The 24,249-nt window shown below is 68.6% G+C and carries 24 protein-coding genes; 8 read left to right on the forward strand and 16 right to left on the reverse strand.

The genetic code is table 11. The features are described from left to right. Positions 1-20 precede the first annotated feature (20 nt). The 4 genes from A3CU_RS0105710 to A3CU_RS0105725 form a co-directional block, all read right to left on the reverse strand. On the reverse strand, positions 21-584 hold the full coding sequence (locus A3CU_RS0105710; RefSeq protein WP_027941454.1) for a hypothetical protein: 564 nt from the start codon (positions 582-584) through the stop codon (positions 21-23). A gap of 170 nt (positions 585-754) precedes the next feature. Next, positions 755-1,576, reverse strand: coding sequence for a YceI family protein (locus A3CU_RS0105715; RefSeq protein ID WP_027941455.1), 822 nt, complete (start codon positions 1,574-1,576; stop codon positions 755-757). Further along, entirely contained in the window at positions 1,573-4,167 is a 2,595-nt protein-coding gene (locus tag A3CU_RS0105720) for an MFS transporter (protein ID WP_027941456.1), read from the reverse strand. The genes A3CU_RS0105715 and A3CU_RS0105720 overlap by 4 nt, the downstream gene beginning before the upstream one ends. 3 nt (positions 4,168-4,170) lie before the next feature. After that, on the reverse strand, positions 4,171-4,677 hold the full coding sequence (locus tag A3CU_RS0105725) for a MarR family winged helix-turn-helix transcriptional regulator (protein WP_027941457.1): 507 nt from the start codon (positions 4,675-4,677) through the stop codon (positions 4,171-4,173). A gap of 218 nt (positions 4,678-4,895) precedes the next feature. Between A3CU_RS0105725 and A3CU_RS0105730 the strand changes: the two genes are divergently transcribed. Together A3CU_RS0105730 and A3CU_RS0105735 are read left to right on the forward strand one after the other, a co-directional pair. Further along, entirely contained in the window at positions 4,896-5,318 is a 423-nt protein-coding gene (locus A3CU_RS0105730) for a PPOX class F420-dependent oxidoreductase (RefSeq protein WP_027941458.1), read from the forward strand. Between the two features lie 64 nt (positions 5,319-5,382). Further along, the gene (locus A3CU_RS0105735; protein ID WP_027941459.1) at positions 5,383-6,774 is read left to right on the forward strand and encodes an FAD-binding oxidoreductase; all 1,392 of its coding nucleotides are present in this window, start codon (positions 5,383-5,385) and stop codon (positions 6,772-6,774) included. Positions 6,775-6,959: 185 nt separating this feature from the next. Here A3CU_RS0105735 and A3CU_RS0105740 read toward each other — a convergent pair whose 3' ends face one another. The 4 genes from A3CU_RS0105740 to A3CU_RS0105755 all read right to left on the reverse strand — a co-directional run bounded on the left by A3CU_RS0105740 (position 6,960) and on the right by A3CU_RS0105755 (position 10,031). After that, positions 6,960-7,664 carry a DedA family protein gene (locus A3CU_RS0105740; protein ID WP_043840700.1) on the reverse strand — a complete coding sequence of 235 codons (705 nt, stop codon included), beginning with the start codon at positions 7,662-7,664 and terminating at the stop codon, positions 6,960-6,962. A 73-nt stretch (positions 7,665-7,737) separates the two neighbouring features. Next, entirely contained in the window at positions 7,738-8,082 is a 345-nt protein-coding gene (locus A3CU_RS0105745) for a hypothetical protein (protein ID WP_027941461.1), read from the reverse strand. A 55-nt stretch (positions 8,083-8,137) separates the two neighbouring features. Continuing rightward, positions 8,138-9,286 (reverse strand): N-acetylglucosamine-6-phosphate deacetylase, encoded by a 1,149-nt coding sequence (nagA, locus tag A3CU_RS0105750; RefSeq protein WP_156960249.1) that lies wholly within the window; start codon positions 9,284-9,286, stop codon positions 8,138-8,140. A 181-nt stretch (positions 9,287-9,467) separates the two neighbouring features. Beyond that, complete coding sequence (locus A3CU_RS0105755) at positions 9,468-10,031, reverse strand: SigE family RNA polymerase sigma factor (RefSeq protein WP_027941463.1); 564 nt, start codon at positions 10,029-10,031, stop codon at positions 9,468-9,470. 143 nt (positions 10,032-10,174) lie between these two features. On the opposite strand from A3CU_RS0105755, the gene A3CU_RS0105760 reads away from it, so the two are divergent. Continuing rightward, positions 10,175-10,450 carry a YciI family protein gene (locus tag A3CU_RS0105760; protein ID WP_027941464.1) on the forward strand — a complete coding sequence of 92 codons (276 nt, stop codon included), beginning with the start codon at positions 10,175-10,177 and terminating at the stop codon, positions 10,448-10,450. On the opposite strand, the gene A3CU_RS0105765 is transcribed toward A3CU_RS0105760, so the two are convergent. Next, the gene (locus A3CU_RS0105765) at positions 10,419-11,312 is read right to left on the reverse strand and encodes a short-chain dehydrogenase/reductase (RefSeq protein WP_027941465.1); all 894 of its coding nucleotides are present in this window, start codon (positions 11,310-11,312) and stop codon (positions 10,419-10,421) included. The two genes, A3CU_RS0105760 and A3CU_RS0105765, sit on opposite strands and share 32 nt — an antisense overlap. A gap of 62 nt (positions 11,313-11,374) precedes the next feature. Further along, complete coding sequence (locus A3CU_RS0105770) at positions 11,375-12,307, reverse strand: aldo/keto reductase (protein WP_027941466.1); 933 nt, start codon at positions 12,305-12,307, stop codon at positions 11,375-11,377. A 225-nt stretch (positions 12,308-12,532) separates the two neighbouring features. On the opposite strand from A3CU_RS0105770, the gene A3CU_RS0105775 reads away from it, so the two are divergent. Together A3CU_RS0105775 and fbaA are read left to right on the forward strand one after the other, a co-directional pair. Then, the gene (locus A3CU_RS0105775; RefSeq protein WP_027941467.1) at positions 12,533-13,354 is read left to right on the forward strand and encodes an LLM class F420-dependent oxidoreductase; all 822 of its coding nucleotides are present in this window, start codon (positions 12,533-12,535) and stop codon (positions 13,352-13,354) included. Positions 13,355-13,479: 125 nt separating this feature from the next. Continuing rightward, entirely contained in the window at positions 13,480-14,511 is a 1,032-nt protein-coding gene (fbaA, locus tag A3CU_RS0105780) for a class II fructose-bisphosphate aldolase (protein ID WP_027941468.1), read from the forward strand. A gap of 121 nt (positions 14,512-14,632) precedes the next feature. Here fbaA and A3CU_RS0105785 read toward each other — a convergent pair whose 3' ends face one another. Then, the gene (locus A3CU_RS0105785; RefSeq protein ID WP_245616886.1) at positions 14,633-14,920 is read right to left on the reverse strand and encodes a hypothetical protein; all 288 of its coding nucleotides are present in this window, start codon (positions 14,918-14,920) and stop codon (positions 14,633-14,635) included. Between the two features lie 155 nt (positions 14,921-15,075). Here A3CU_RS0105785 and A3CU_RS0105790 point away from each other — a divergent pair, with 155 nt between their 5' ends. After that, entirely contained in the window at positions 15,076-15,483 is a 408-nt protein-coding gene (locus tag A3CU_RS0105790; RefSeq protein ID WP_027941470.1) for a DUF3151 domain-containing protein, read from the forward strand. A gap of 49 nt (positions 15,484-15,532) precedes the next feature. On the opposite strand, the gene A3CU_RS0105795 is transcribed toward A3CU_RS0105790, so the two are convergent. Both A3CU_RS0105795 and A3CU_RS0105800 read right to left on the reverse strand, forming a co-directional pair. Then, entirely contained in the window at positions 15,533-16,171 is a 639-nt protein-coding gene (locus tag A3CU_RS0105795; RefSeq protein ID WP_052371477.1) for an HNH endonuclease family protein, read from the reverse strand. A gap of 112 nt (positions 16,172-16,283) precedes the next feature. Next, entirely contained in the window at positions 16,284-16,958 is a 675-nt protein-coding gene (locus A3CU_RS0105800) for a hypothetical protein (protein WP_043840653.1), read from the reverse strand. Between the two features lie 45 nt (positions 16,959-17,003). Between A3CU_RS0105800 and A3CU_RS0105805 the strand changes: the two genes are divergently transcribed. Further along, positions 17,004-18,290 (forward strand): adenylosuccinate synthase, encoded by a 1,287-nt coding sequence (locus tag A3CU_RS0105805; protein ID WP_027941473.1) that lies wholly within the window; start codon positions 17,004-17,006, stop codon positions 18,288-18,290. 48 nt (positions 18,291-18,338) lie between these two features. Here A3CU_RS0105805 and A3CU_RS0105810 read toward each other — a convergent pair whose 3' ends face one another. The 3 genes from A3CU_RS0105810 to A3CU_RS43605 all read right to left on the reverse strand — a co-directional run bounded on the left by A3CU_RS0105810 (position 18,339) and on the right by A3CU_RS43605 (position 22,681). After that, positions 18,339-19,781 carry an amino acid permease gene (locus tag A3CU_RS0105810; protein ID WP_245616904.1) on the reverse strand — a complete coding sequence of 481 codons (1,443 nt, stop codon included), beginning with the start codon at positions 19,779-19,781 and terminating at the stop codon, positions 18,339-18,341. A gap of 170 nt (positions 19,782-19,951) precedes the next feature. Further along, complete coding sequence (locus A3CU_RS0105815; protein WP_027941475.1) at positions 19,952-21,478, reverse strand: DHA2 family efflux MFS transporter permease subunit; 1,527 nt, start codon at positions 21,476-21,478, stop codon at positions 19,952-19,954. A gap of 171 nt (positions 21,479-21,649) precedes the next feature. Beyond that, entirely contained in the window at positions 21,650-22,681 is a 1,032-nt protein-coding gene (locus A3CU_RS43605; RefSeq protein ID WP_043840701.1) for a glycerophosphodiester phosphodiesterase family protein, read from the reverse strand. Between the two features lie 295 nt (positions 22,682-22,976). Between A3CU_RS43605 and purD the strand changes: the two genes are divergently transcribed. Continuing rightward, positions 22,977-24,233 (forward strand): phosphoribosylamine--glycine ligase, encoded by a 1,257-nt coding sequence (gene purD, locus A3CU_RS0105825; protein WP_027941476.1) that lies wholly within the window; start codon positions 22,977-22,979, stop codon positions 24,231-24,233. Positions 24,234-24,249 lie beyond the last annotated feature (16 nt).

The following is a 24,249-nucleotide window of genomic DNA, read 5'->3' on the forward strand; positions in this document are numbered from 1 at the left end:
GACAGCCTCGTGGGGCACCTTTATCGCAAGAAGCCCACAACGGTATCGATGAGCGCGAACGGTGGTTCCTTGGCGACCGGGATGTTGTCGATGGCGGCAACCGGCACATCGTTGAAGATCATCGGTTGTGAGGCGTGCAGCGCGACCGGCCGACGGTGGGTGTCGAGGCTGACGTAGAGCGCGGTCTGGTCCACCAGCCGCGCGATCGTGGTGCCGGTCCGGCCCGGGACGATACCGGCGAACCGCGCACCGCTGCCGAGGTAGAGCCCTTGCCGGGCGACGTCGACGCTGCGCCACCGCTGGTCCCCGCCCGGCACGCGACGCGGGTCGCCGGCGGAAGAGTGCAGCGTCTCCAGCACCTGCCGGATCGCTTCGGGGACCGGAACCTCGAGGTTGAGCGGCTGGGCGGTCTCGTAGAGGGCGAACCGGGTCTTCCCCGGCGCCGGCGGCAGCAGGAACAGGTGCAGCAGGCCCGGTTCCGGATCGCTGCGCGCCGCCCGCACCAACTGGCCGACCACCAGACCCCGGAAGCGGGCGGCCTTGTGCTCCTCGAAGCCGGTCAGCAGCGCCGTCAAGGTCCTCATCCGCCGCCTTCCGTCTCAGGTCGCTGTGGCACCTGGGCACAGGTTAGAAGGTCACCCGCCCCAGCTGTCTGCTTTGACGTGCGAGTTATCCGGACGTTGCGCAAAGCCCCGCTTGGATCAGGCAAGGGCCGCCTTGCCGGGTGAAACCGGCAAGGCGGCCCCGGTTGGCCCTAAAGTTCGGGCAGCGACTCGCCCTGAACGGCTTCGATGTCCAGTTCGATCTTGACCGTGGTACCGACCGCGGCGATCCCGGCCCGCACCATCGCGTTGTAGTTGATCGCGAACTCCTTGCGGTGCAACTGGGTTTCGGCGTGGAAGGCCACGCGCACGCCGCCCCACGGATCCGGCCCGTAACCGCTGTAGGTCAGGTCGAGATCCACCGGACGGCGCTGGCCGTGCAGGGTCAGTTCCCCGGACAGCGTCCAGGTGTCCGCGCCCCGCTGACGCAGCCCCGTGCTCTCGAACGCGATCGTCGGGTACAACTCGACATCCAGGAAGTCCGGCGAGCGCAGGTGGTCGTCCCGCATCTTGACCCCGGTGTCGATCCCGGCCGCCTGGATCGTCGCCTGTACCGAGGACCTCTCCACCGGCCGCTCGATCATGATCCGGCCGCTGACCTCACTGAACCTCGCCTTGACGCTGGCGATGCCGAGATGGCGGGCGGTGGCCACCACGGTCGAGTGCGCCGGGTCGATCACCCACGGGCCGGGCGGGGGCAACTCGAGCGCGCCCGCCGCCGGGGCCAGCGGAATCTCGCCGAGAGAACCGACGCCGTCCGACCCGATCTGGGCCGTCCTGGCCACCGGCGAGTAGCCGGCGGCGGTGAGCACCGCGGTGTAGACGCCCGGAGCCAGCGGCTCCGTGGTCACCGCGCCGGTGGCGTCGGCGACGGCACGAGCGACCTGCTGGCCGCTCATGTCCGTCACCGTCAGGACGGCGTTTTCGACTGCCCAGCCCTCGGCATTTCTGATCTTCGCGTTGAGACCACTCATAGGTTTTCCGAAAGCTCCTCGAGCACCTGCTCGTACCCTAGGCGGACATCGTGTGCGGCTTCGCCACCGCCGACGGAGACCTGGCTCGTGGCCGGCGGGTATCCGCTCGCCACGATCGTGTAGTCCCCTTCGGGCAGGTCGCTCACCAGGTACCGGCCGTCGGCGTCGGTCCGGGTCACCGCGGCCACGTTGCCCTCGGCGTCGAGCACGGTGATGCGCGCGTCCGGCACCACCCGGTCGCCATCGGTCCGTGCGGTCCCGGAGAGCACGACCGCCTGGGTCAGCTCCAGATCCTGGTTGATCAGGCCGCTGTCGGGCAGGGTCAGCATGATCGCCACCGGGCGCATCCGCTCGGCGCTGGCCACCAGGGTGTACTCGCCGGCGCCAACGCTGGCGAACGAGTAGCTACCGTCGCTGCCGGTGCTGGAAGCGCCGGTGACCTCACCGCGCGAATCCGTCAACGTCACCGTCGCGCCGGGCAGCGGCGTGCCCTGCCCCGCGACCCGGACCACACCGGCGAGTCCGCCCGAGCCGACCAGCGTGACGTCGAGCCGCGCCGGAGCGCTTCCGACGACCACACTCGCGGCCTGCGGCTGGTGCCCGCCCGCCGACACGATCAGCACGTAGGTGCCCGCGCCGGGCGCTGGAACGGTGTAGCCACCGTCGGGACCGCCGGTCGCCCGCGCCGCCTGCCGGCCGCGCTGGTCGATCAGGGTCAGTGCCGCGCCACCGACCGAGCTGCCGTCCTGGCGCCGGATGTAGCCGCTGATCGGCAGGCCCGGAGTCTGCACCGGGCTGCCGAGTTCGGCGGAGGAGGCGGTGAAAGGTGCGGTCTGCACCGCGGCCTGAAGCTCACCGTGCCCGTTCTCGAAGCTCTTCGCGTGCCGTCCGGCACCGGCCCCCACAAGCGCCGGCTCGGGCTCGGAAACCTCCTCGGTGACGGCGTCCAGCGCCTTCGCGGCGGCATCGTCGGTGGTCAGCGGCAACTCGCCGCCCTCGGCCGGAGCCGCGGGCGCCGGGCCGCCCTTCAACGGGATCTCCTTCATGAACATCAGCACCAGGCAGGCCAACAGCGCCACCCCGGCCGCGACATAGAACACGCCGTGCATGGAGTTGGTGAACCCGGTGAGGATCGGCACCTTGACCTGGTCCGGCAGGCTGCCGATACCGGTGGTGTTCGCCTGCAGGTCGGTCAGCTTGTCACCACTGAACCCGGGGGGCAGGTGCCCGCCGAACGCGTCGGTGATCTTGTTCGGCAGCAGGTTGAACAGGATGGTCAGGAACACCGCCACCCCCAGGGTGCCGCCCATCTGCCGGAAGAACGTGGCCGATGCGGTGGAGACACCCATGTCGCGGCGCGGACCCGCGTTCTGCGCGGCGATGATCAGGGTCTGCATACAGCAACCCAGGCCGAAGCCGATCACCATCGCGAACACCTCCGGCTGCCACATCGGGCTGTCGAAGTGGATCTGCGCGAAGAGCACCGTGCCGATCGCGATCACCAAGGTGCCGATCACCGGCAGGATCTTGTACCGGCCGGTCTTGGCGGTGACCCGGCCGGAGATCTGCGACCCGATCATGATGCCGATCACCAGCGGCAACATCAGCAGGCCGGCCTGGGTCGGCGTGTACTCACGAACGACCTGGAAGTACAGCGGAATCATGGAAAGACCGCCGAACATGGCCAGACCGACGATCGTGCCGCCCAGGATGACCAGGCTGAACGTGGAGTTCTTGAACAGCCGCAGCGGGATCAGCGCCTCGTCCTTCATCACGTATTCGATGAAGAGGAAGAGGATGACGCCCACGGCCGCGACCCCGTAGCAGATCACCGAATGCGTAGAAGCCCAGCCCCAGCTACGGCCCTGCTCGGCGACGAGCAGCAGCGGCACCACAGCGATGGCCAGCGCGGCCGCACCGAACCAGTCGACGCGGTGGTCCTGGCGCTGATGCGGCACGTTGAGCACCTTGCCGACCACGAACAGCGCGATGACGCCGATCGGCACGTTGATCAGGAAGATCCAGCGCCAGCCCTCGATGCCGCCCAGCTTGTCGATGTCCGAGAACAGGCCACCCAGCACCGGGCCCAGCACCGTCGAGACGCCGAAGACCATCATGAAGTAGCCCTGGTAGCGGACTCGCTCCCGCGGCGGCACGATGTCGCCGATGATGGTCATCGCCAGGGACATCAGCCCACCGGCGCCCAGGCCCTGGAAGGCGCGGAACGCGGCCAGCTCATACATGGAGGTCGCGAAGGTACACGCGGCCGAACCGATCACGAACAGGGAGATCGCGGTGAGGAAGAACGGCTTCCGCCCGTAGATGTCCGACAGTTTGCCGTAGAGCGGAGTCGCGATCGTCGCCGTGATCAGGTAAGCGGTGGTCGCCCAGGCCTGCTCGCTGAACCCGTTCAGGCTGTTGGCGATCTTGACGATCGCCACGCTGACGATGTTCTGGTCGAGCGCGGCCAGGAACATGCCCAGCAACAGCCCGCTCAGGATGGTCAGGATTTGGCGGTGACTCAGTCTGACCTCGTGCGCGGCCACTGCACCCCCCTGGGACACCGACGGTTGTCGGGTGGAACTCGTCATATCTCAAAGCCCCTTGTTCTGGTCAGCCATTTGTGGAGTGTTTTCCTGAATGTCCGAATTGAGTCGATCCAGGAGGTGGTTGAGCGTTCGCCGGTCCTCCTCCGGCCAGTCGGCCATCACGGTGGCCAGCCACTTGTTGCGCAGCTTGCGGTTCTCCTCGAAAACGCGTAGCCCCTCCCTGGTCGGTGCGAGCAAGCAGGCGCGGCCGTCCTCCGGGTCGGCCAGGCGCTCCACGAGGCCGTGCTGCACCAGGGAGCCGCTCTGCCGGCTGATCGTGGAGATCTCGGCGTGCAGCGCGTCGGCGAGCTTGCTCGTGCGCTGCGGGCCGTCATGGATGAGGCAGAGCAGGATCGAGTAGGCGGACCGTTCGATGCCGTCCGGACCCTGCTTGGCCGCCATCGACCTGCCCTTGTGGACCATCCGCATCAGCCGCACGAGCTGGACCCCGAGCTCGTCGGCGACGTCGAGCGCGGTGGTCGTGATGCCCTCTTCACGAAGGGAAGGCGCCATGGCGCATCACTCTTTCCCGGTACGGATGTCTTACTTGGTGAGTGCAACTAGTTGCCTGAAGCAAGGATGCACCCAGATGGGGTCGCCGCGCCAGTCAGTTATCACGCTGTGTGTCTCAAAACACTTTAGTTGTCGTATGCAAGCGGTTTTCCCGGAGCCCCGGCCAGGGCTCCAGGCGGCGTCCACACGGTATTTCGGGGGTACGACAATTTCCGGTCATGACCGAAACCGCGCTCCACGAGCTCATCCGCACCCGCCCCTTCGGCGTACTCGCCACCATCAAGCGTGACGGGCGGCCGCAACTGTCCAACGTCAATCACTGCTACGACACCGAAGCCGGCACGATCCTGGTGTCTCTCACCGATGGGCGCGCCAAGACCCGCAACCTCCGCCGCGACCCGCGTGCGAACTTCCACGTGAGCACCGCGGACGGCTGGTCCTATGCGGTGGCCGAAGGCACGGCAGAACTCTCCGCGGTCGCGAAGGATCCGCACGACGAAGCCGTCGAGGAACTCGTCGACCTGTACCGGAAGATCCGCGGCGAACACCCCGACTGGGACGAGTACCGCGCCGCCATGGTCAACGACGAGCGGCTGGTGCTGCGGCTGCGGGTCGAGCGCGTGATCGGCGTGATCCAGTAGCAATAGGGCTACTCGCGGAAAAACTGTTCCGCAGTGCGGATCTTTTCGCATCTACGATGTGCGCATGGGCAACGAAGCACTGCTGACCAAGCTCCGCGAAGCACTCGGCAACGCCGCAGTAATCACCGATTCCGACGTCACCGACAGCTACTCCCGCGACATGATGCCGTTGGCCGAGGCCGGGCGACCGCTGGCGGTGGTGCTGCCCTCGGACGTAGACGGCGTGCAGGCGACGGTGCGCGCATGCGCCGAGGCGAAGGTGCCGATCGTGCCGCGCGGCGCGGGCAGCGGGCTGTCCGGTGCGGCGAACGCGATCGACGGCTGTGTCGTGCTGGTGATGACCAAGTTCGACCGCATCCTGGAGATCGACCCGGCCAACCGGCTCGCGGTCGTCCAGCCGGGCGTGGTCAACCTCGACTTCCGCAACGCCGTGGAAAAGCACGGCCTGTTCTACCCACCGGACCCGGCCAGCTACGACTGGTGCACCATCGGCGGCAATCTGTCGACCAACTCCGGCGGGATGTGCTGCGTGAAGTACGGCGTCACCACCGACGCCGTACTCGGCCTGGAAGTCGTGCTCGCGGATGGTTCGGTGCTGCGGACCGGGCGGCGCACGGTGAAGGGGGTCGCCGGCTACGACCTGGCGAAACTGTTCGTCGGCAGCGAGGGCACGCTGGGCGTGATCACCGAAGCGACCGTCTCGCTGCGCCCGCTGCCACAGGCGCCCGGCACGCTGGTCGCCGGGTTCGACCGCACCGAGGCGGCCGGCGAGGCGGTGTCCCGGGTGGTCCGGGAGGGGCTGGTGCCGTCCCTCATGGAGATCATGGATGCCAGTTCGATCAAGGCCGCCGAGTCCTATCTCAACACCGACCTCGGCGCCGGATCCGACTGCCAGGCCCTGCTGCTGTGCCAGTCCGATGCCGGTGGCGAGCTGGCGCAGCGGGAACTGGCCGCGCTGGAACAGATCTGCCTCGACTGTGGGTCCACCATGACGTACGCGACCGAGGACCTCACGGAAGGCAAGATGCTGCTCCAGGCACGGCGGGTGGTGCTCACCGCCCTCGAGCAGTACGGCGTCTGGCTGACCGACGACGTGTGCGTGCCGCGGACCCGGATCGCGGAGCTGATCGCGGGTTGCGAGCGGATCAGCGAGGAGGTCGGCCTGCGGATCGCGGTGGTCGGGCACGCCGGCGACGGCAACATGCACCCGACGATCGTCTACGCGCCCGACTCGGCGGACGAGTTCGCCCGGGCTCGCCGGGCGTTCGACGCCATCCTCGAGGTCGGGCTGTCCCTCGGCGGCACCGTGACCGGTGAACACGGCGTCGGCAAGATCAAGCGGGACTGGCTCGCGCGCGAGATCGGCCCGGTGGGGTTGCGGGTCCACCGCCAGATCAAGCAGGCCCTCGACCCGGACAACCTGTTCAACCCGGGATCGATGTTCTCCCCAGCCTGATCACCTGCTCCGGAACCGAGAACTCGGACGCCGGAACCGGGAACTCGGACGCCTGAACCGAGAACTCGCGTGCCTGGGGCGGGGACACGCGTGTCTGGAGCGGGGACACGCGGACGTGTTCGGCATGAGTGACTCGTTACTGTCGAAACGGGTCACTCATGTACGCAGGGGCGGACGAGGTGCGGTCAGCGGTCGTCGCGCGGGACGCGGGGGATCTGCTGCGTGACCTCGGCCGAGGACTCGGCCTCGCGAGACCGGTTGCGCCGGTTGCGTGCCCACTCGACCACCAGGGGAATGACCGAGACCAGGACGATCAGGATGAAGATCGCCTCGATGTTGGTCCTGATGAACGGGATGTTGCCGAGCAGGTGCCCGAGCGCGGTGATGCCCGCGGCCCAGGCGATGCCGCCGATCACCGTGTAGGTGAAGTACTTCCTGGGGTCCATCCGGCCGACGCCGGCGATCCAGGTGATGAAGGTCCGCACGAACGGCACGAACCGCGCGAGCACGACCGCCTTCGGGCCGTGCTTTTCCAGGAACGCGTGGGTCTTGTCCACGTACTCCTGTTTGAAGAACCGCGAATCGGGCCGCCGGAACAGCGCGGGCCCCACCTTGTAGCCGAGGAAGTACCCGACCACGTTGCCCAGCAGTGCGGCCAGCGTCACCACGAGGCAGACCAGCCACAAGGGCGTTTGGATCGATCCCTGTGCCACGAACAGGCCGGCGGTGAACAGCAGCGAGTCACCCGGCAGCACCGGGAAGATACTGCTTTCGATGAAGATGACCAGGCACAACCCGATGATCACGTACGCACCGAACTTGGTCAGCAGGTACTCGGGGTTGAACCACTGCGGCATCAGGGCCAGCGTGGTCGTGGTGGCGGCGAGCATCACGCCGTCAAACGGTACAGGCTAACGCTGTGTTGCTTCGGCGGCCCAGTTATGCCACCGGCAGTCAGGTCGGTCAAATCAGCGTGACGATGCCGACGACCGCTCCCGTCAGCAACCCGAGCAGCACGGCGAGCAGCAGGATCCAGTACGCGCGCAGCGGGCCGGAAGCCGGTTTCGACCGCGCGGGCAACGCCGCGCCCGGTGTCTCCAGCGCCGCGCGTTCCCGTTCCAGGGAGCCCGCGTCGGGGCCGGAGAGCAACCCGTATTGCGGCGGCACTGCCGGCGCGGGAACGGCGGAGTTCTCCCCCGGGCGGGTTCTGGGGGCCGTGCCCTCGGGCGGCACTGCCGGCGGTGCGCTCCTCGCCTGGGCGCGCAGGGCGTCGGCCAGCAGCCGCTCGGAGTCCTGGGCCTCGGTCACGAGGAACAGAATAGCCGTGGTGGCGTCCAGTCCCGGATGAGCGATGTCCTGCCGGTCACACGATCCATTCGCCGCCGCGGAGCACCCGGTCGACCCGCAGGTCGCCGTCCAGGACGACCAGGTCGGCGGCGAGGCCGGGGCGCAGCGAGCCGGTGCGGCCGGCGATGCCGAGCAGCTCGGCTGGACGGCCGGAAGTCGCGCGCACCGCGTCCGGAACGCTCATCCCGACGGCGCGGACCAGGTTGCGGAACGCCACGTCCATGGTCAGCGTGCTGCCCGCGAGCGATCCGGTGTCCGCGAGCGTGGCGACGCCGTCGTGCACGTCCACCTGGAGCGTGCCCAGCCGGTACCGGCCGTCCGCGGCGTCGGTGGCCGACATCGCGTCGGTGACCAGCACCGTGCGGCGGCGCCCGGCGTGCCTGGCGGCCAGGCGCAGCACGGTCGGATGGACGTGGACCAGGTCACAGATGAGCTCCACGGTGACGCGCTCGTCGTCGAGCAGCACCCCGATCGGACCGGGCTCGCGGTGGTGCAGCGGGCGCATCCCGTTGAACAGGTGGGTGGCGACCGTGGCCCCCGCGTCGATCGCCGGGCGGATGAGCTCCTCGGTGCCGTCGGTGTGCCCGATCGCCGCGATCACCCCGGCGTCGACCAGCTGGCGGACCGCCCGGACCCCGCCGGCGAGCTCCGGGGCCAGGGTGACCATGCGGATCGCACCACAGCCGGCCCGCAACAGCGCATCCACCGAGACCGCGTCCGGTTCGCGCAGCACCGCCGGGTCGTGGGCGCCGCATCGGGCCGCCGCGATGAACGGGCCTTCCAGGTGGATCCCGGCCAGTTCACCGTCCTCGACCAGCTCCTTCAGCGCCGCCTCCTGGTCGGCCAGCGCCGGGATCGGCTCGGACACCAGGCTGGCCAGCATCGTGGTGGTGCCGTGGCGGCGGTGCGCGGCGATCGCCCGCAGGATCTCCTTGGCGTCCGTGCTGGAGAAGGAGGCGCCGCCCCCACCGTGGCAGTGCGTGTCGATGAAGCCCGGCACGACGAGCGCACCGGCCAGGTCGAACCGGTCACCGGGCGGGGGCGTACCGGTGCCGACGGCGGAGATCAGCCCGTCGGCCACGGTCAGCCAGCCGCCGCTGACAACTCCTTCGGGCAGCGCCAGATCGCCACCGGTGAGCACGAGATCCGTCACGCACTCCAGCATATATTGGTCTATACCAACTAGGCTGTGCCTCAAAGCGCGCGATCGGATTTGGGTAGCCAGGCCGTGGCCACGCATGACCCTTGCCTTCCCAGGCTGGCGGCCTACCTCCCCAAATCCGAGGCCTTCGGCGCCCGCGCGCCCGTGGCCACCTCAAGCAGAAACACAGACTTCGAAACGTACCCTAGCCCGTCATCGCACGTTGGAGGGACTCCAGGGCGCGGCTCGCCGTGGACTTCACGGTGCCCTTGGAAATGCCGGCCGCCTCCGAGATCTCCGCCTCGGACAGCCCGCCGTAGTACCGCAGCACCAGCACCTCGCGCTGCCGTGGCGGCAGTTTGGCCAGCGCGTTGACCACCGCCTGGTGTTCGCTCGAGAGCATGGCGAGGCTTTCCGCGGAACGCGCGTTGACGGCATGGGGCGGCACATAGTCGCGGGCCGTCTTTCGACGGCGCAGCACGCTGCGGGAACCGTTGACCACCGCGGTGCGCAGGTAGGCCACGGCCGCCTGTGCGTCCCGCAGCTTGCTCCAGTTCCGGTGCAAACCGGTGAACGCCTCCTGCACCACGTCCTCCGCGGTAGCCGGCTCGTCGACGAGCAGAATCGCCAGCCGGACCATCCGCATCCGGTGCCTGCGGTAGAGGTCTTCCAACGTCAGCGGCGTGGTCGGCGCCGGCTCGAATCCGTCGATCGTGCGCAGATGCCCGAGCGTGCGCTCGACACTGCGCTCCGCGCTCCCGTCAGGCATGTGCTCCGTCCCGTCCTGGTTCCTTCCGCCGCGCCCAAGCGTATAGGTAACGTGCCACGCATAGTTCGGGACCGAGGCTGGGTAAGCCAAATCGCACCGCCTCGCTCGGGTGGTGGGACGCTCTCAAGGCACGGAGGTAGGAGATGGCCTGGTTCGTCGTGGAGATCCGTTACGTCCCGGACAAGTTCCAGGCCGTGCGGCCCGCGCACCGCGAATTCCTCGCCAGGCTCGCCGAGGCGGGCACGCTCGCCCTGGCCGGACCGGTCGGGCAGGACGAAGGCGGAATCATGATCGTCCAGGCCGAGCACGAAGAAGCGCTGCGCAAGATCGTCGACAACGATCCGTACCACGTCGAAGGCGTGATCGCCGAGCGCACGATCCGCGAGTTCAAGCCTGTTCTCGGCGCCTGGCTGCCATAGCCGCCTGGCCGCCGTGCCCGACCACCGCGGAGTCGCGGGCGCCACGGGCCTCGATGTCCTCCAGCACGGCCCGGTCGGCGCGCGGCACCTGGAATCGGGCGCCGAGCTCGACGACCGGGGGCAGCAGCGCCCGGAACAGCTTGAGCACGCCGACCCACCGCGGCACGTGGATGACCCGGGCGCGGCGCCGGATGCCGGCCTCCAGGCAGTCGAGCGCGACGGACAACGGGTAGGTCCTGCCGAGGGGGCCCGACCCCCCGTCGCGGAGCCGGCCGAACACCGGATGCGCGTCGGCGCTTTCCACCATGTCCGTGCGGATCCAGGTCGGGTGCGCCACCCCGACCTTCACGCCGAGGTGGCGCACTTCGGCGCGAAGGCTGTTGCAGAACGCCTCGACACCGGCCTTCGCCGCCGCGTAGTTGGCCATGCCGGGAGCGTGGGCGATCGCCGCCAGCGAGGAGATCGCCAGCAGGTACCCCTTGGCGGCGATCACGTGGGGCAGCGCGACCCGGAACGTCCGCCAGACGCCGAGCAGGTCGACCTCGATGACCTTCTCGAACGCGTCCCGGTCGATGGACCGGACGAACCCGGCGGTCGCGATCCCGGCGTTGGCGACCACGATGTCGATGCCGCCGAAGTGCTCGACGACGCCGGCCACCGCCGTTTCCAGCGCTGCCCAATCGGTCACGTCGGCCTCCCAGGACCGCCCGCCGATCCGCTCCGCGACCTTGCGCTGTTCCTCGGCCTCGAGCCCCACCAGGGCCACCTTGGCGCCCTGTGCGGCGAGCCGCTCGGCCAGTCCGGCACCGATGCCACGCGCAGCGCCGGTGATCAGCACGACCTTTCCCGCGACGTTGGACATGATCGGCACGCTACTCCTACTCAGGCCGCGAAGCTACTGCCCAGTAGGTCCGCGAACTCCGATCAGGCGGAGGCGGCGTCGAGGGCGGCGATCTCGGCGTCGGTGAGCCGAAGTTCCACCGAAGCGAGCAGGTCGGCGAGTTGCTCGAGGTTCCGCGCGCTGGCGATCGGGGCGGCCACCGTCGGCCGGGCGGCGAGCCAGGCGAGCGCGACGGCCGCGGGCGTGCTCTGGTGCGCGGCGGCGACCTCGTCCAGAGCGGCCAGCACCCGCTTGCCCCGTTCGTCTAGGTAGGCCAGCGCGCCCGCGGCCCGTGGACTACCGTCACCGCCGTCGGCCGAACGGTACTTGCCGGTCAGAAATCCCCTGGCGAGGCCGAAATAGGGCAGCGTGGACAAGCCTTCCTGTTGCACCAGCGGGGCCAGATCGCGCTCGTATTCGCGCTCCATGAGGTTGTAATGCGGCTGCAACGCGACATACCTCGCGAAGCCCTCCCGATCGGACACCGACAATGCCTCCGCGAGCCTTTCCGCGGTGTAGTTGGAAGCGCCGATATAGCGGACCTTTCCGGCACGAACCAGTTCGTCGAAGGCAGCGAGGGTTTCTTCCAGCGGAACATCGTCGTAGTCGCGGTGCGCGTAGTAGAGGTCGATGTGGTCGGTGCGCAGACGGCGCAACGAGTCCTCGGCGGCCTCGAGGATGTTCTTCGCGGACAGCCCGGGATGCCGTGCCCAGCTGCCGACCTTGGTGGCGATCACGACGTCGTCGCGGCGGCCTCGCCGGGCCAGCCAGTCGCCGATGATCGTCTCCGACTCGCCGCCCGAATTGCCCTCGGCCCTGGCCATGTACGCGTCGGCCGTGTCGATGAAGTTGCCGCCCGCCGAACGGTAGGCGTCGAGCACGGCAAACGACTGCTGTTCGTCGGCGGTCCAGCCGAACACGTTGCCGCCGAGATTCAACGGATATACATCCAGGTCACTGGAACCGATTTTCACCATGCTGTTTCCTTCGCGAGTTTGCGCGCCACCGCGATCATGTCGACAGGGCGCTCCTTACAAATCTGGGTCACGCGATCCAGATGGGCGCCCTGCCGCCCCGATAGCGGACGGAGAAGGCGCGCCAAGGGGTCACCTTGATTGCCGCGGCTCGACACAAGGTGGATCATACGGCCACGTTAATCGCCGGCCGGAATTAATGTGTGGCCGCCGGTGGTTGATCCGGGCATGGCGAACGCACTTGGCAAGCTCGGCATCTGGAGCGGCACGGTCAGCCCGGAACTCGCCGTCGAAGTGGAGAAGCTCGGCTACGGCGCGGTCTGGGTGGGCAGCTCCCCCGACGGGAATCTCAACGTGATCGAGAACCTGCTCGACGCGACCGAACGGGTCGTGGTCGCGACCGGCATCGTGAACGTCTGGAAGGACGACGCCGCCACGGTGAGCGCCTCCTACCACCGGATCGTGGCCAGGCATCCGGGCCGCTTCCTGCTCGGCGTGGGCATCGGCCACCCCGAAGCGGCCAAGGAGTACCGGAAGCCGTACGACAAGATCGTCGAATACCTCGACCAGCTCGACGAGGCCGGGGTTCCGGTGGCTGACCGGGCGCTGGCCGCGCTGGGCCCGAAGATGCTCAAGCTCGCCGGTGAACGCACGGCGGGTGCGCACCCATACCTGACCACGCCCGAGCACACCCGCCGGGCCCGCGAACTGCTCGGAGACGGCCCGTTGCTCGCGCCCGAACACAAGGTGGTGCTCGACACCGATCCGGCACGGGCCCGCGCTCTCGGGCGCGAGACGATCAAGTTTCCGTATCTGAAGCTGAGCAACTATGTCAGCAACTGGCGGCGGCTCGGCTTCACCGACGAGGACTTCGCCGACGACGGGAGCGATCGGCTGATCGACTCGATGGTCGCCTGGGGTACCCCCGAATCGATCGCCGCCCGGCTCAACGAACATCTCGAAGCCGGCGCGGACCACGTCTGCGTCCAGGCACTCGGCGACGACCCGCTCGCCGCCTACCGCGCGGTCGCGAGCGTGCTGCTCACCTGATCTTCACCTCCACCCGGCGCTCGCACCTGAGCAGCGGTGTGACCGGCGTTGGCGCCGGCGACAACGCGGCCTCCCACCTCGTACGATTCAGGGAGTAACGAGACTCTAAGTAGGAGGACCGCACGATGCCCATCGCCACCCCCGAGGTCTATGCCGAGATGCTCGACCGGGCCAAGGGAGGCGAGTTCGCTTACCCGGCCATCAACGTGACCTCGTCAGAAACCCTCAACGCCGCACTGCGCGGGTTCGCCGACGCCGAAAGTGACGGCATCATCCAGGTGTCCACCGGTGGCGCCGAGTTCCTGTCCGGCACGCACGTGAAGAACATGGTCACCGGCGCGGCCGCGCTGGCCGAGTTCGCGCACGTGGTGGCCGCGAAGTACCCGGTCAACGTGGCGCTGCACACCGATCACTGCCCGAAGGACAAGCTCGACGGCTTCGTCAACCCGCTGCTGGAGATCTCGCGGGAGCGGGTGAAGCGGGGCGAGAACCCCCTGTTCCAGTCGCACATGTGGGACGGCTCGGCGATCGACCTGGACGAGAACCTCAAGATCGCCGCGGACCTGCTCGGGCGGGCGGCCGAGGCCAAGATCATCCTCGAGGTCGAGATCGGCGTCGTCGGCGGCGAGGAGGACGGCGTCTCGAACGAGATCAACGAGAAGCTCTACACCGCCGAGGGTGACTTCCTGAAGACCGTGGAGGCGCTGGGCTCCGGCGAGAAGGGCCGGTACCTGCTGGCGGCCACCTTCGGCAACGTGCACGGCGCGTACAAGCCCGGCGCGGTGAAGCTGCGCCCGGACGTGCTCAAGCGCGGTCAGCAGGTCGTGGCCGACCGGCTCGGCCTGCCCGCCGGGTCCAAGCCGTTCGAGCTGGTGTTCCACGGTGGTTCGGGCTCGCTGCTGGAAGAGATCCACGAGGCGGTGTCCTACGGCGTGGTGAAGATGAACGTCGATACCGACACGCAGTACGCGTTCTCGCGGCCCATCGCGGACCACTTCTTCAAGAACTACGACGGCGTGCTCAAGATCGACGGCGAGGTCGGCAACAAGAAGACCTACGACCCGCGCAGCTACCTCAAGAAGGCGGAGGCCTCGATGGCCGACCGGATCGTCGAGGCGGCCCGGGCGCTGAAGTCGGCCGGAACGAAGATCAAGTAGGGGCGCCTCTGGCTCGTGCCCGGCAGGAACGACCGGGCACGAGCCCAGACACTCGATGCGCGGCTGCGCCGCGTGAGGACGACGAAGACCAGCTAGAACCGGCCGGTTATGGCGACCGGAACTAGATCTTGATGACGGTGGCTGCGCTTCCGCACAGCTTGACGAGATCGTCGGGATCGGAGGTCAGTATCGTGGCTGGGCCAGCGGCGGCCAGAGCAGTAGCGGACAACATCGCGTCGATCGCGTACTGGTGGCCGTGGAGTCCAGCTTTGGCCAGCAACGAAGCGGCCTGGCGGGCGATCGGCTCGGTGACCGGCTCAACCACGATGCGTGAGACGGTCCACTCGAATGCCGGCCGGTTTATGCGCGGATGAATGACTTCCACCAGGGTGGCGGCGCTGGTGATCACCCGCAGGTCGTCTGCCTGTGCCAGCGCTAGCCAGCACTTCCGCCGGCTACTCAGGATGCCGGCCAGTTCGTCGCGCTTGACGACGTGGGTGTTCCACGAAATGCCGATCGCGCCGCCCAGCTTGAGTGTGCGCGCCCTCGCCGTAGATTCAAGGCATGACGAACCTGCTTGAACCCGAGCCCACCCGGTTGCCCGAGCGCGCGGACGCGCAGGCCGCGCTGGACGCCGGCACCGACCCCACCGAGGTCGCCGCGGAGCATCCGGACTTCAGCGAGGCGTGGGCAGCGCTGGCCGAACGCTCGCTCGAGGCAGGAGAGACCGTCGCGGCCTACGCCTACGCCCGCACCGGTTACCACCGCGGGCTCGACCAGTTGCGCCGCAACGGGTGGAAGGGCTTCGGCCCGGTCCCCTGGAACCACCGGCCGAACCAGGGTTTCCTGCGGTCGCTGGCGGCGCTGGCCAAGGCGGCCGGGCGGATCGGCGAGGCCGACGAGTACGAGCGCTGCCGGACCTTCCTCGGCGATTCGGACCCGGCAGCGCCGGCCGCCACCGGTCTGTCCTAGCGCCATAGCCGTGGCGCCCGCCTGGCGAGGCGGGCGCCACGAGAAACACTCAGCAGCGGTCGAGCATGGAACTCAGGGCCGACTTCTCCGCACTGTTGACGGTGAGGTCCCACTTGTGCTTGACCGCGATCCACATCTCCGCGTACGTGCACCAGTAACTGGTGAGCGGTGGCTTCCACGTGTCGGGTGACTGATCGCCCTTGGCCTGGTTGACGTTGTCGGTCACGGCGATCAACTGGGGATCGCTCAGGTCGTTGGCGAACGACTGGCGCTCGGCGGTGGTCCAGGACGACGCGCCGGTGCGCCAGGCGTCGGCCAGCGGCACGATGTGGTCGATGTCCACATCGGATGGACTGGTCCAGGTGGCGCCGTCGTACGGGCTGTGCCAACTCCCCGAGGTCGGGGAGCAGTCCGAACCGGTCGTGACGTTCGTGCCGTCGCGCTTGAGCACGACCTCGCGGGTGTTGCAGTTGTTGCCCTGGTCGATCCAGTGCGGGAACTTGTCGCGGGAGTAGCCCGTCATCGAGCCGTCGGCCTTGACGGTCAGCGAGGCGAGTTCGGAGCGGGCGGTGGACGTGGACGGAATGCCGGGCGGGGTTGCGGCCGCGGGGGCGACCAAGGTCACCGTGAGCGTGGCCGCGATCCCCAGGACGGTCAATGTCCTGCGGGGAGTACGAAGTCTGAGCATCGTTGCCGCCTTCGTGGAAGTGGTGGGGGACTTTCCAACCTTGATCCACGAATGTGGCGCATGCCAATACTTTTGGGTGAGAAACCGACGACAGTCGGTTAACAGTCAGTGATCAGTGCTGCTGGCCGGACGCTCCGATCAACTGCAGGTCCTCCGTGTGTCGGTACCAGGTCCAGCGCTCGACGGTCCGCGGGTACGGCACACCGTCCCTGGTCGGACGGGCGGGCTCGCAGGCGAGTTGGAACGCGCGTGTGGTCAACGTCTCCCCGCGCTTGAACCGCCCCGTGCGGACCTGCACCGCCAGCCCGAGTTCGCGGTCCGGCCACACCTCGATCGACCGGGCCGGTCCGCGCAGCGCCAGCGTGTCGTCGCAGTACGCCATGCCCTTCAGCGCACCGAACGTGCCCTTGCCCACCAGCACGCCCCCGGCGTCGTCCCGCGCCACCGGGACCGGTTGCGGATCGGCGCTCAACGCGACCTCGAGGGCGCGATCGTGGTCGGTCGGCAGGCCCCACAGCCGGGCCACCTCGGACGCCTCGGCGGGCACCAGACCCACCGGCGTGCTGGCGAGCTTTCCCTTACGCAGCAAGCGAACGACGACCGCGGCGAGGTCGGCGTCGGTGCCCGCGACGACCAGCGGAACGTCCGGATGCGCGGCCAGCAACGGGTCGATTTCCGCCTTCGCCGGGCGCGCGGAAACCCGTTCGAACGGCCCCGGCGACGCCAGGGAAACCGGACCACAAACCAACACCAATCGCCGCACCAGGAGACCCTCCGTTACGCTCATGCATCGGCATTCGAAGACTTAATCGCCGAGTACCTGGAGTTTCACATGCCGGCCATCGTGCTGATCGGGGCCCAGTGGGGTGACGAGGGCAAGGGCAAGGCCACCGACCTGCTCGGCGACCGCGTCCACTGGGTCGTCCGCTACCAAGGTGGGAACAACGCGGGTCACACCGTCGTGCTGCCCACCGGGGAGAACTTCGCCCTGCACCTGATCCCTTCCGGGATTCTCACGCCCGGCGTGACCAACGTCATCGGCAACGGTGTGGTGGTCGACCCGGGGGTGCTGCTGGCCGAACTCGACGGGCTGGAGAAGCGCGGCGTGGCCACCGAGCGGTTGCTGATCTCCGCCGACGCGCACTTGATCATGCCGTACCACGTGGCCATCGACAAGGTCACCGAGCGCTACCTGGGCAGCCGCAAGATCGGCACCACCGGCCGCGGCATCGGCCCGTGCTACCAGGACAAGGTCGCCCGGGTCGGGGTGCGCGTGCAGGACCTGCTGGACGAGAAGATCTTCCGGCAGAAGGTCGAAGCCGCCCTGGAGTTCAAGAACCAGGTGCTGGTGAAGGTCTACAACCGCAAGGCGCTCGACCCGGACCAGGTCGCCGACGAGGTGCTCTCCGCCGGTGAGAAGTTCGCGCACCGCATCGCCGACACCCGGCTCCAGCTGAACAAGGCCCTGGAACGTGGCGAGACCGTCCTGCTCGAAGGGTCGCAGGGCACCCTGCTCGACGTGGACCACGGCACCTACCCGTTCGTCACCTCGTCGAACCCGACCTCGGGTGGGGCCAGCGTGGGATCGGGCATCGGGCCCGGCCGGATCACCACGGTGCTGGGCATCCTGAAGGCCTACACGACGCGGGTCGGCTCCGGCCCGTTCCCCAGCGAACTGCACGACGAGATGGGCGAACGCCTGCGCAAGACCGGCGGCGAGTTCGGCGTCACCACCGGACGGTCGCGGCGCACCGGCTGGTTCGACGCGGTCATCGGCCGTTACGCGACCCGGGTCAACGGCATCACCGACTTCTTCCTGACCAAGCTCGACGTGCTGTCCGGCCTGGAGAAGGTGCCGGTCTGCGTGGCCTACGAGGTGGACGGGTTCCGCACCGACGACATGCCCATGACCCAGACGGACCTGCACCATGCGCTGCCCATCTATGAGGAGATGCCCGGCTGGTGGGAGGACATCTCCGAATGCCGGCGGTTCGAGGAGCTGCCGGCCAACGCGCAGGCCTACGTCGAACGACTCGAGGAGCTGTGCGGCGCCCGGATCTCCGCGATCGGGGTCGGCCCTGGCCGCGACCAGACGATCGTGCGGCACGAGTTCCTCTGACGGCGGGGCGGTGTCGTCTGGGGTTGCCCCAGACGACACCTTGGGCTCTCAGACCGCGCGGAGGTCCGCTTCGACGGCCGCGAGTTCCTCGGCCGAGCCCTGGACCCTGGGCCCGGTGAACCACTTGCGTGCGGAGACGAACCACCACAACGCGGCGCCGCCGAGCACGACCAGAAACGCGACCGGCGTGTAGTTGAAGGTCGTGACCGTGATCGGGGACGCCTGCGGCAGCATGAACAGCACGAAGATCAGCACCACCCAGGCGGTCGCGATGATCCCGATCGGGCGCCCCCACCGGCCCAGGTGCCACGGGCCCTTTTCGAACGCGGCTCCCTTGCGCACGCGCAGGAACACCGGGATCACGTAAGCCACGTAAAGCCCGACGGTCGCGATCGAGGTCACCGCGGCGTATGCGGTGGAACTCCACAGATACGGCACCGCCAGGACGAACGCACCGGCCGCGGCCAGCCACACCGAGTTGGTCGGGGTCCGGGTGCGCTTGTTGATGCGGTGCCACAGCTTCGAGCCGGGAATGGCCCCGTCCCGGGCGAAGGCGTAGATCATCCGTGAGTTCGCGGTCACCGATGCCATGCCGCAGAACAGTTGTGCGCCGATCGCGATCAGCAACAGGAACTTCCCGGTGGTCGCGCCGGCCGCGTCGATGAAGATCTGCGCCGGCGGCACGCCGGTGGCGGAATTGACCGCGCCGTCGTAACTCTGGATGGCGAAGGTCAGCCCGATCAGCAGCACCCAGCCGGCCGCCAGCGAGACCAGGATGGAGTTCACGATTCCGCGCGGCCCGGCCTTCGCCGCGTTCTTCGTCTCCTCGGTCATGTGTGCCGAAGCGTCATAGCCAGTGAGCGTGTACTGGGCGACGAGCAAACCCAGCGCGAACACGTATGGTGCCGAGCCCCAACCGGTGTTGTTCACGAACTTCCCGAACACGAAGGACGCCGGCTGATGATGGCTCGGTACGAACACCAGCACGCCGACGATCACCAGCACGCCGACCAGGTGCCACCACACGCTGATGCCGTTGAGCACGGCCACCAACCGCACGCCGAAGGTGTTGAGCAAGCCGTGCACGGCGAGGATGATCGCCAGCAGCAGGATCGTGTGCGGGGGTGTGGCGGTGAAACCGAACTGCAGGTCGAGGAAGGCGTTGAGGAACAGCGCGGCGCCGAAGTCGATCCCGGCGGTCACCGCGACCTGTCCGATGAGGTTGAACCACCCGGTGAACCACGACCACGCGGCCCCGCCGGAGGGCGCGAGCTTGGCCGCCCAGTAGTAGAGGCCGCCCGCGGTCGGGTAGCTGGAGCAGACCTCGGCCATGCCCAGCCCGACCAGCACGACGAACATGCCGACCAGCGGCCAGCCCCAGATCATCGCGGCCGGGCCGCCGGTGTCGAGCCCGAACCCGTAGAGGGTCAGGCAGCCGGAGAGGATCGAGATGATGGTGAAGGAGACGGCGAAGTTCGAAAACGCCGACATCGTCCGTTTGAGTTCCTGCGCATAGCCGAGTTGGTGCAGGCGTTTGCTGTCGTCGTCCACGAGCCCACCCGTCCCTTGGGCGTGGGCGCGACGTTGCCGCCGCGCCCACGCAAAGGTCTGCTAAAGCTCCATTGGAGGTTCGCAGAAGGTAGCCCGTCGGTCTCGGCAGGTCAAGAAGCGGCGGTCTCCAGTTCCGGCTCCTCCTCGACCGGCTTCGGCGGCCGCTTCGGCAGGAAGAGCGCCGGAACCACACAGCACACGGCGAATACGAGCGCCCACAGGAAGGTCGTGGCGAAGGCGTCACCCGCGGCTTCGGCGGCCATGCCGTGCGTCTGCGGGTTCATCAGCAGCGCGCTCGCCGCCAGCTGCCCCTGGCTGGTCGGCACGCCGAACTTCCCGGCCAGCAGGCTGGCCAGGATGATCGAAATGATCGCCGAGCCGACCGCGCCGGCGGTCTGCTGCAGGATGTTCATCGCCGAGGACGCCCGGGCCACCGACCGCTGGGTGAGCGTCTGCAACGCCGCCGCGCTGATCGGCATCATGGTGAAGCCCATGCCCAGCCCCATCACGAACAGCCCGCCCAGCAGCAACGGGTACGGCGTGTCCGCACCGACCTGGGTGAACACCGCGGTCCCGGCGAGGATGAGGGCGAGGCCGGGCAGCACGATCTTGCCGGCGCCCACCTTGTCGGCGAGGCGCCCGCCGATGGGCATGGTCAGCATCGCGCCGATGCCCTGCGGGGCGAGCAGCAGCCCGGCCCGCAACGCCGATTCCCCGCGCACCAGCACGAAATAGGTCGGCAGTACCAGCATCGCGCCCATGAACGCGATCATGAACAGCGAGGTGGTCACCATCGCGATGGTGAAGGTCCGGTTCTTGAACAGCTTCAGGTCCACCAGCGGGTTGGGGATCCGGGTCGCGCGCACCAGGAAGCCGGCGATCAACACCAGCCCGGCCAGGGCCGGCAGCCACACTTCGAGCGAACTGACGCCGCCGGCGGCGGGGATCTTCGAAACGCCGAAGATCAATAGCGCGAGGCCCGGCGAGAGCATGAGCATGCCGGGGAAGTCGAAACGCTCGGTGGGGCGCGACTCGTCCCGGGGCAGCAGGCGCCAGGCCAGCAGGAGAGCCACCACGCCGATCGGCACGTTGATGTAGAAGATCCAGCGCCAGCTCACCGCGTCGACCAGCCAGCCGCCGAGGATCGGCCCACCGATCGGGCCGAGCAGCATCGGCACGCCGAGCACGGCCATCACCCGGCCGACCCGCTGCGGGCCGGCCGCCTTGGTCATGATCGTCATCCCGGCCGGCATGAGCATGCCACCGCCGAGCCCCTGGATGATCCGGAACGCGATGAGCGATTCGACGTTCCACGCCATTCCGGCGACCATCGAGCCGACCAGGAACAGCACGATCGCCAGCATGTAAAGGCGTTTGGTGCCGAACCGGTCACAGGCCCAGCCGGTGACCGGGATCACCGTCGCGAGCGCCAGCATGTAGCCCGTGACGACCCACTGGATGGTGTCGAACGAGGTCTGGAACTCCAGGGCGAGCGCTTGCAGGGCGACGTTGACGACGGTGGTGTCCAGAATCGCCATCACCGCGCCGAGCACCACGACACCGGCCACCTTCAGCACGGCGCTGTCGAGCTTGTCCACCTTGTCGGCGCCCGGCGGGCCGGTCTCGGTTGTAGTCATGAAAGTCCGTTCGTCAGAGTTGTTCCAGGTTTTTCTGGCAGCGTTCGAGGCCAAGAAAGCGACGACACCGACGAACCCCCTCGACCAGTTACCGAGCCTAGCGAAAAGGATCAACCGGACGCCAACCGGTTTCGCCGCGAGCGGAAGCGGTCATGCGTCTTTCGAACACAGCTACGAGTGCGCGGCGATGAGGGCGGTGTCGGGCTGGTCGGCGAAGAAGCCGTCGATGCCGGTGGCCAGGAAAGCGGCCTCCTCCGCGAGGATGCCGCCGTAGGTCCCCGCCTCGCTCGACGAGCGCAAGTTCGCCGGCAGGAAGAAGTTCTCGTTGCGGAAGGTGTAGGGCACCACCTTCAGGCCGGCGTGGTGGGCGTCGGTCACCAGTGAGGTCGGTGCGGTCAGGTTTCCGGCCGAGTCCAGCGGGATGATCTGCGCCTTGTCCGGACCAAGGTAGGCGGCGTAGGCGGAGATCTCCTTCAACCCGGCCGGCGTGACCAGATCGGCCCAGGTGCGCGGGTCGCCCTTCGCGACGAGGTCGGCGGGCGCGCCGGTGGCCGAGGTCAGCTGCAGGAGCGACACCTCCACCTGCCGGTGCAGTGCCTCGAGGTTCGACACCTCGAACGACTGGATGATCACCGGCGCGTCCGGCCGGTTGAGCCCGTTGCGGTCGAGGATCTCGACAAGCTCCGGCTCGATGGGCAGGCCGATCGAGGCGAAGTACGTGGAGTGCTTGACCTCCGGGTACGTGCCGAGCGTGCGGCGCAACTCGTGGCCGAGGCGCCTGGTCAGGTCCAGCACCTCCTGGTAGGTGACGACCTGGAACCGTCCGTTGTAGATGGTGTTGTTCGCACGGACGTCCGGGATCGGCTCCACGGCGCGCAGGGTCTTCAGCTCGGCCAGGGTGAAGTCCTCGGTGAACCAGCCCGTCAGTCGGTCGCCGTCGATCACCTTGCTGGTCTCGCGGTCCGCGAACTCGGGACGGCCCGCCACGTCGGTGCTGCGGGTGATGTCGTTTTCGTGCCGGGCCACCAGCCGGCCGTCCAGGGTGGGCACGAGGTCCACGTCCACCCAGTCCGCGCCCTGGCGGAAGGCGAGTTCGTAGGAGGCCAGGGTGTGCTCGGGCCGGTAGCCGGGTGCGCCGCGGTGGCCGACGACCACCACCTCACCCTCCCCGGCCGGGTATCGGTCCTCGGCCGAATCGAGCAGGGTCCGCGCAGTGGGCACCAGAACCACCAGTTTCCGTCTCTCGTTGCGGTCGAACGCCGACCGACACCTTCTCGGGGAAGCGCTTCCAGCGCCACCACGGGGGGAGAACGAGTGGGTGAACTCTCACGCACGCGACCGGGCGCGGCCTTGGCAGTGGCCCCCGTAGCGCCTGGTTGCTCCCACCCGCCGGCCCACCGCCACGCTCGACGAACACGCTTCGCGCGACAGTCGCTCCGGGGCGTCCCCCACCGCCACCCTCGACGGACGCGCTCCGCGCGACGGTTAGTCTCGATGGGTGCGTGTCCTAGTCATCGGGTCCGGTGCCCGTGAACATGCCCTGGTCCTTGCCGCCTCCCACGACCCGGCGGTGACCGCGCTCGCCTGCGCCCCCGGCAACGCCGGCACGGCGTCGGTGGCCGAGCAGCTGGGGGTCGACCTGGCGGATCCGGCCGCGGTCGCCGAGCTGGCCAGGAGCTGGCGGGCCGACCTCGTGGTGATCGGGCCGGAAGGGCCGCTGGTCACCGGCGCCGCGGACGCCGTGCGCAAGGCCGGCATCGCCTGCTTCGGCCCGTCGGCCGCCGCCGCCCGCATCGAGGGCTCGAAGGCGTTCGCCAAGGACGTGATGGCCGCGGCGAAGGTGGCCACCGCACACAGCGAGGTCGTCGACAATCCCGCTCGGCTCGACGCCGCGCTGGCCCGGTTCGGCCCGACCTGGGTGGTCAAGGACGACGGGCTCGCCGCGGGCAAGGGCGTCGTGGTGACCGCCGATCTCGAGCACGCCCGCGCACACGCGATGACCCTGCTCGACGGCGGGCACCCGGTGCTGCTGGAGTCCTACCTCGCCGGACCGGAGCTGTCGCTGTTCTGCCTGGTGGACGGCCGGACGGTGGTACCGCTGCTGCCCGCGCAGGACTTCAAGCGGGTCGGCGACGGCGACGCGGGCCCGAACACCGGCGGGATGGGGGCCTACGCGCCGCTGCCGTGGGCGCCCCCGAGTCTCGTCGACGACATCGTCGCCAACATCGTCCAGCCGGTCGTCGACGAACTCGCCGCGCGGGACGTCCCGTTCACCGGCCTGCTCTACGCCGGACTGGCGCTGACCGCGGACGGCCCGCAGGTCATCGAGTTCAACTGCCGCTTCGGAGACCCGGAAACCCAGTCCGTGCTCGCGCTGCTGGCCACCCCGCTGGCCGGTCTGCTGTACGCCACCGCGACCGGCCGGCTGGCGGAGCATCCGCCGCTGGAATGGCATCCGGGCGCCGCGGTCACCGTCGTGCTCGCCGCCGACGGCTACCCCGGCGTACCTCGCGCCGGAGATGTGATCACCGGCTCCGAGGCCAACGCCGTGTTACACGCCGGAACCCGGCGACGCGACGACGGGGCCGTGGTCTCGCACGGCGGCCGGGTGCTGGCGGTGGTCGGTACCGGCCCGGATCTCGCCGCGGCCCGCGAGCAGGCATACGCACAGGTGAACAAGATCCACCTCGCCGGCGCGCATTACCGCAAGGACATCGCCCTGCGTGCGGTCAACGGAGAAATCGCGGTTCCGTAGGAACCCGGACCCCGGC

This window comes from Amycolatopsis taiwanensis DSM 45107, from assembly GCF_000519205.1.
Classification (GTDB): domain Bacteria; phylum Actinomycetota; class Actinomycetes; order Mycobacteriales; family Pseudonocardiaceae; genus Amycolatopsis_E; species Amycolatopsis_E taiwanensis.